Genomic DNA, 5,641 nt, shown 5'->3' with positions numbered 1-5,641 from the left:
CGCGCCGGCGCGCCGGCTACGAGGACCTGCTGACCGCGCAGGGCCTGGACGTGCCGGACACCGCCGACGAGTTCTGGAACCTTCGCGAAGAACTCCTCGAACAGGCCACCGAACTGCTGGCCAAGGTGGAACGCAACCGGGAGGCGTCCACCGACGCCGAATACGCGCAGAAGTCCGCCCGCATCACCCGCGACGACGCCACCAAGGAGCTCAAACGCGTCGAGCACGTGGGTTCGGCGCTGCCGGAGTTCGCACTGACGATGCGCGAACACATCTGCGCGGCAATCGGAGTCGATGCGACCGAGCTTCCGTATGTCGCAGAGCTGATGGATCTGCGGCCCGAACAGAACCGGTGGCGGGTCGCGGTGGAGAAGGTGCTGCGCGGTGCGGGCCTGCGGCTTCTGGTCCCCGATCGCCACCACACGAAGGTGCTGCGGTTCGTCAACGAGACCAACATGCGCGGCCGGCTGGCGCTGCACCATGTGCGGGTCAAGTCCTACGGCACCGAACCTGTCGAGCCGGAGGCGAACACGCTGGCGGCCAAGCTGTTCGTCGTCGACCCCACACACCCGTGTGCCGCCGAGGCCGTCGACATCGTCTCGGGCGCCGGCGACCACATCTGTGTCGACACCCCCGAGGTGTTCGCGCGGTTCCGCCGGGCTGTCACCGACAGCGGCCTGTACAAGGACTCCGACCGGCTGGCGATCAAGGACGACCGGCGTCCACTCAAGCAGTCCGAGTACCTGTTCCAGGGCGACGTGTCGGCCAAGATCAACGCGTTGACGATGGATCTGGCCGCTGCCGAGGAGGCCTACCAGAAAGCACGCCGAGTGGCCGATGACATCGCCGCGCAGCGTCAGCAGTGGCGCGATCGGGCATCGGCGTGCAAGGCGATCTGCGAGCAGTATCCGCAGTGGAGCCAGATCGACACCGAGACCGCCGACGGGCACGCCGACCGGCTGCGCGAACAGTACGAACTGCTGCTGGCCGAGCATCCCGACATCGAGGCGCTCAACTCCCGCGCCGACGAATGCTGGTCGCAGATACAGAGGTTGATGACCCGCCGCGGTGCGGTGCAGACCCGCCGCGACGATCTCGACGGGCGCCGTACGCAACTGTTGGAGCTGTCCGAACGACTGCAGCCGGCGTTCGTGTCCGAACCCCTGACCGAACTGCTGCAGCGGTATGCCGCGCAGCTGCCGGTGTCGCTGGAGCTGCTGAGCCCCGAGCCGCACCGGGAGGCGCTGTTCACCGCGATCAAGCGGGAGCGCGACCAACTGCGGGAGAGCCGTCGGCGGTCCTACGACGAATTGGCCCGCATCCTCAACACTTTCGACACCGCGTTCCCGGATGCGATTCCCAACGACTCCGACCAGTTCGACGAGCGGGTGCACGACTATGTGGCGCTGTGCCGGCACATCGACGAACGTGAGCTGCCCGAGGCCTACGAACGGATGATGCGGCTGGTCACCGAGCAGGCTCCCGATGCGATCCTGACGTTGCACCGGGTGGCCGAGCAGGAGGCGCGCCGGATCAGCGAGCAGATCGACCGCGTCAACACAGGTTTGGGTGCGGTGGAGTTCAACCGGGGCACCCGGTTGACGTTGCGGGCCACGCCCCGGGCCTTGGCGGCGGTGTCGGAGCTGACGGAGATCGTGCGGGCCATCTCGCGGCGCATCGCCGAGGTCGGGTTGGGAGACAAGCAGGCGATCCTCGACCAGTACGCCGACATCCTGCGGCTGCGCAACCGGTTGGCCTCGACTGCGCCTGAGGACAGGGCGTGGACGCGGGATGCGCTGGATGTCCGCAACCGGTTCACGTTCGACTGCGCGGAATGGGACGTCAGCAGCGAGGAGTTGATCCGCACGCACAGCAATGCCGGCGACAACTCCGGCGGCGAGCAGGAGAAGCTGATGGCGTTCTGCCTGGCCGGCGCGCTGAGCTTCAACCTGGCGAGTCCCGAAAGTGCGGACAACAAGCCGGTTTTCGCACAGCTGATGCTCGACGAGGCGTTCTCCAAGTCCGATCCGCAGTTCGCCCAGCAGGCGCTGCAGGCGTTCCGCAAGTTCGGGTTCCAGCTGGTCATCGTCGCCACGGTGCAGAACGCCACGACAATCCAGCCCTACATCGACAGCGTGGTGATGGTGTCGAAGACCGAGGCCACGGGCCGCAATGCCCGACCGGTGGCGACGGTGTCCACCCGCACGATCTCGGAGTTCACCACGTTGCGCCAGCAGATGCGGTCGAAGGTCCCGGCGGGCGTGTAGCCCTCACGTTGAGACTGCACCCATGGCGGAAAAGTCCGAGACGCGGTCGCCGCCAGCGCAGTCTCGACGACGTCGTCGGCTCTGGTGATCCGTCCTCCCCCATCCGGGAACACCAGAGACCGACGCGCCAGCTCCAAGGCGTCGCTCAACCCCTCAATTGCGCGCGCCCCGTCGATTCCGACCCGACCTCCGAAACCACGAATATCGTACATAAACGTCCGTGTTTTCGAAGAGTGAACAAGGTTCTCGAAGGACGTGGCCCCAGGAGTCCACACCCCGGGCTTCTGCGGTACGGGCGCGTCCCACGGACGACACTTTTCCGGCGTGAGCGTTCGAATCCTCCGCATTGTCGGGGACTCGGCGTAGTGGTCACAGTGCCCTGCAGCTAATTCTCTGAAGATCAACTCGCGTGTCAGCTGTTCGCTCAGCGGCCTGGTCGGATTGAGTGGTCGAGCCGGCCGCGGGGTGGGGATCACCGCCGGCACGTGTGCAGCGACCTATACTTGCCGGCAACCGGGGGGGACGACCGAACTGCGCCGACGCAGTTGACTGCAACGAGAGAGGGAGTCCTCCGCATGGCCGAGCGGCTGGCTTCTGGTCGCCACCATCTGACCCGCGACGAGGTAGCCGCCAATCAGAAAAGCCGACTCCTGCAGGCACTCGCCGAGGTGATGGGCAAGAATGGCTACAGCAACACCACGGTCGACGATTTGATAAAGCACGCGAAGGTATCGAGGTCTACCTTTTACCAGCACTTCGATTCCAAACAGGATTGCTTCATGGCCGGCTATGAACGAATGCAGGGGCTGGTCATCGAGTTCATCCTGACCGCTCCTGAAGCCGGAACCCCGATGCAGCGTTTCGCCACCATGCTGCACAAGTACCTCGGGTTCGTGGCCTCGGATCCGGCGACCGCTCGGCTCTACCTGCTGGAGGTCTACGCGGCCGGCCCGGAGGCAATGCGTCGCCGGCTCGCACTTCAGCAGGACTTCGTCGACGGTGTCGCCAGGGTCTTCCAAGCGCGCACCAAGTCTGATCGTTTCGCCTGCCAGGCGCTCGTCGGGAGCATCTCGACGCTGGTCACCCACGGTCTCGCCGCTGACGACGCCGCGTCCATCCTCGCTCTGGAGAAGCCGATCCTCGGTTTCGCCGCGCGGGCGTTGGGTGCGGATGCGGCCTGATGCCGACCCCTGAGCCCCCGCCGGGAATGCGGGAGCGCAAGAAGATCCAAACCCGTCTCGCGATCCGCCGAGAGGCGTTTCGACTGTTCGACAAACAGGGGTATGCCAACACCACGGTCGAGCAGATAGCCGCCGCTGCCGAGGTCTCGCCGCGGACTCTGTACCGCCACTTCGGCATCAAGGAAGCGCTGCTGGTCTCCGACGATCAGTCGACGCCCATCGTCGACGCGTTCGTCGACGCGCCCGGAGATCTGACCACTGTCGGCGCCTACCGACACGCGGTCGCAGCGGTGTTCGGCGCCTACTCGCCGGAGGAACGCGACGATGCCGTCACCGGCCAGCAAATGCTCTATCAGGTACCGGAGGCGCGCGGTCTGATCTACACCACCTACGTCAAGCTGATCGCTCTGATCGAAGAGGCACTGGCCCGCCGAGGCGGTGAACCGGGGGACGAAACCGAGAGACGGGTGATGGCCGGAGCAATCGTCGGCGTGTTGATCGCCTTCTCGCACAACAACCCGATGCCCGAAGAGGCGATCCTGGAAGCACTTTCGGTGCTCGAGTCCAAGATGGCATAGCGATCAGGTCCGCACGATGGGCCAGAAGAGATCGAACAGTCGCGTCTCCCAGTCGTCTGCCACCCGCCCCGTGCGGGCCCGCTCGGCGATGTGCGCACCGACCACCGCATCGATGAGCGTTGCGGCGTCGACGTCGGGGCGCATCGATCCGTCGGCTTTGTCCGCATCGATCACCGATTCCAGTTGGGCACGCTGAGCGACGAGGATCTGGCGGAAGAGGTCGGTGAACTCGGGATCTTCGGTGGTGAGCATGGCGGCGAAACCACCGAACCCGATGCCGTCCTCCACCGCCTTGACTGCCTGCGTGATCACCCAGCGGAGCCGATCGGCGGCCGCAGTCTGCGGTGGCAGCGGTTCTGGTGTCGTCACCTCAGACAGCGCCTGCGACAACATGTCCCGCCGGTCTCGGTGCCGCCGGTAGATCGTGGTCTTGGCGATGCCCGACCGTGCCGCGACCGCCTCGACCGTCACCGACCGCGGGCCGTTGGTGCGAAGGAGTTCCAGGGTCGCTGCACGGATGCCGTCGTCGACGTCACGGCGCTGCGCCATCCGCCCTCCCCTCACCGATGGAATATCCGCGGTCGTTTTCACGCTACACTCACCGTAGCGCTACGCTACGCGTAGCGTATTGTCGAGGGAAAGAGGGCAGGACAATGGTCACGGCACGGAAACAGCGAATGTCACGCACGTATGTGGCGTATGTCAGCCTGTTGGCGGGGTTCGCGGCGCTGGGGATGTTCGTGTACTCCCTGGCGACGGGAAGTCGCTTCACCGGGGCCCTCGGCGCCGTGTTGGTGGCGCTGTTCGCCGCATCCGTCGTCGGATTCCGCGCCGGCGCACGCGAACTCGCAGCGTCGGATGAGAGCGGCAACCCCATCGACGGCGCGAACATCTGGGCGCAGCCGCTACGCAGGGTGCAGATCGACCGGTATCTGCTGAATTACCGCCCCGCACAGGGCGACTCTGCACCGGAAGCCGACGAGACCGACACCGAATATCGGTACGCCGCGTGATCCGTTATCCCGTACCGTATTCCAGCGCCGGCTCCGCGGAGTCCACTCGCCCGTTGCTCGAGATGGTCAGCATGTCCGGCTCAACCCGATACCGGGCGCCGTCGGCGGGATTTCTCGCCTCGAACCCACCCCGGGAAGGCTTGGCGTTGTCCAGTTGCAGGTTCGCGCCGTCACGCAACCGTTCTCCGCGGTACGAGTAGTCCCCGGACGAGTCCTCGCAGATCACGGCCAGCGAGCTGGCCGTCCTGATCGCCGCGACGGGCGAGGTCCCCTCCTCGCAGCGCGCCGTGTGGCCGATGAAGCCCTGGCTGTCGGTTCCCGAGACTCCGGCGATCCCGGTCGCTTCGGCCGTCGTGGTCTGCTCGGGTGTGCTGGCCGGACTCGACGGTGACGGCGCGGCGATCCCGGGCTCGGACCCCCCGGTGTCGGAACCGGACACCAGAATGGCGGCCAACAGCGCGGCCACCCCGAACAGCAGCACTGTGGCGATCACCAACATCGGGGCGACGTGCGACCGGCGGGGCCGCGGGGCGGGAGGCGGTGGCCGCAGCGCATGCGGAACGGGGCCGGACGCAGCCGGGTTCGGATCCGCGGTCGAGAAC

5 protein-coding genes and 1 pseudogene are annotated in these 5,641 nt (G+C 66.3%); 4 read left to right on the top strand and 2 right to left on the bottom strand.

The annotated features are described in order from the left end of the window. From WA965_RS24680 to WA965_RS24670, 3 genes are all read left to right on the top strand, one after another. Positions 1-2,267 (top strand): ATP-binding protein (locus WA965_RS24680; RefSeq protein ID WP_526448167.1); only part of this gene is annotated, 2,267 nt, incomplete at its 5' end. A 575-nt stretch (positions 2,268-2,842) separates the two neighbouring features. Further along, positions 2,843-3,448: a TetR/AcrR family transcriptional regulator gene (locus WA965_RS24675; RefSeq protein WP_526294428.1), complete on the top strand. Its 606-nt coding sequence runs from the start codon at positions 2,843-2,845 to the stop codon at positions 3,446-3,448. Further along, the gene (locus WA965_RS24670; protein WP_526294427.1) at positions 3,448-4,026 is read left to right on the top strand and encodes a TetR/AcrR family transcriptional regulator; all 579 of its coding nucleotides are present in this window, start codon (positions 3,448-3,450) and stop codon (positions 4,024-4,026) included. Before WA965_RS24675 ends, WA965_RS24670 begins: the two co-directional genes overlap by 1 nt. Positions 4,027-4,029: 3 nt before the next feature. Here WA965_RS24670 and WA965_RS24665 read toward each other — a convergent pair whose 3' ends face one another. Then, positions 4,030-4,575 (bottom strand): TetR/AcrR family transcriptional regulator, encoded by a 546-nt coding sequence (locus tag WA965_RS24665; RefSeq protein WP_526294426.1) that lies wholly within the window; start codon positions 4,573-4,575, stop codon positions 4,030-4,032. Between the two features lie 128 nt (positions 4,576-4,703). Between WA965_RS24665 and WA965_RS24660 the strand changes: the two genes are divergently transcribed. Further along, positions 4,704-5,039: a hypothetical protein gene (locus tag WA965_RS24660; protein WP_526294425.1), complete on the top strand. Its 336-nt coding sequence runs from the start codon at positions 4,704-4,706 to the stop codon at positions 5,037-5,039. Between the two features lie 4 nt (positions 5,040-5,043). Here WA965_RS24660 and WA965_RS24655 read toward each other — a convergent pair. After that, positions 5,044-5,641: pseudogene (locus WA965_RS24655) on the bottom strand (serine/threonine protein kinase); the annotation flags it as partial.

It is taken from the genome of Mycobacterium sp., assembly GCF_049683935.1.
Lineage (GTDB): Bacteria > Actinomycetota > Actinomycetes > Mycobacteriales > Mycobacteriaceae > Mycobacterium.
This window is presented reverse-complemented; position numbering and strand designations above follow the sequence as displayed.

Bases quoted from the DNA above. Each gene is read 5' to 3' on its own strand.
- WA965_RS24665 (WP_526294426.1), bottom strand. From the start codon at position 4,575: ATGGCGCAGCGCCGTGACGTCGACGACGGCATCCGTGCAGCGACCCTG.
- WA965_RS24660 (WP_526294425.1), top strand. From the start codon at position 4,704: ATGTCACGCACGTATGTGGCGTATGTCAGCCTGTTGGCGGGGTTCGCG.
- WA965_RS24675 (WP_526294428.1), top strand. From the start codon at position 2,843: ATGGCCGAGCGGCTGGCTTCTGGTCGCCACCATCTGACCCGCGACGAG.
- WA965_RS24670 (WP_526294427.1), top strand. From the start codon at position 3,448: ATGCCGACCCCTGAGCCCCCGCCGGGAATGCGGGAGCGCAAGAAGATC.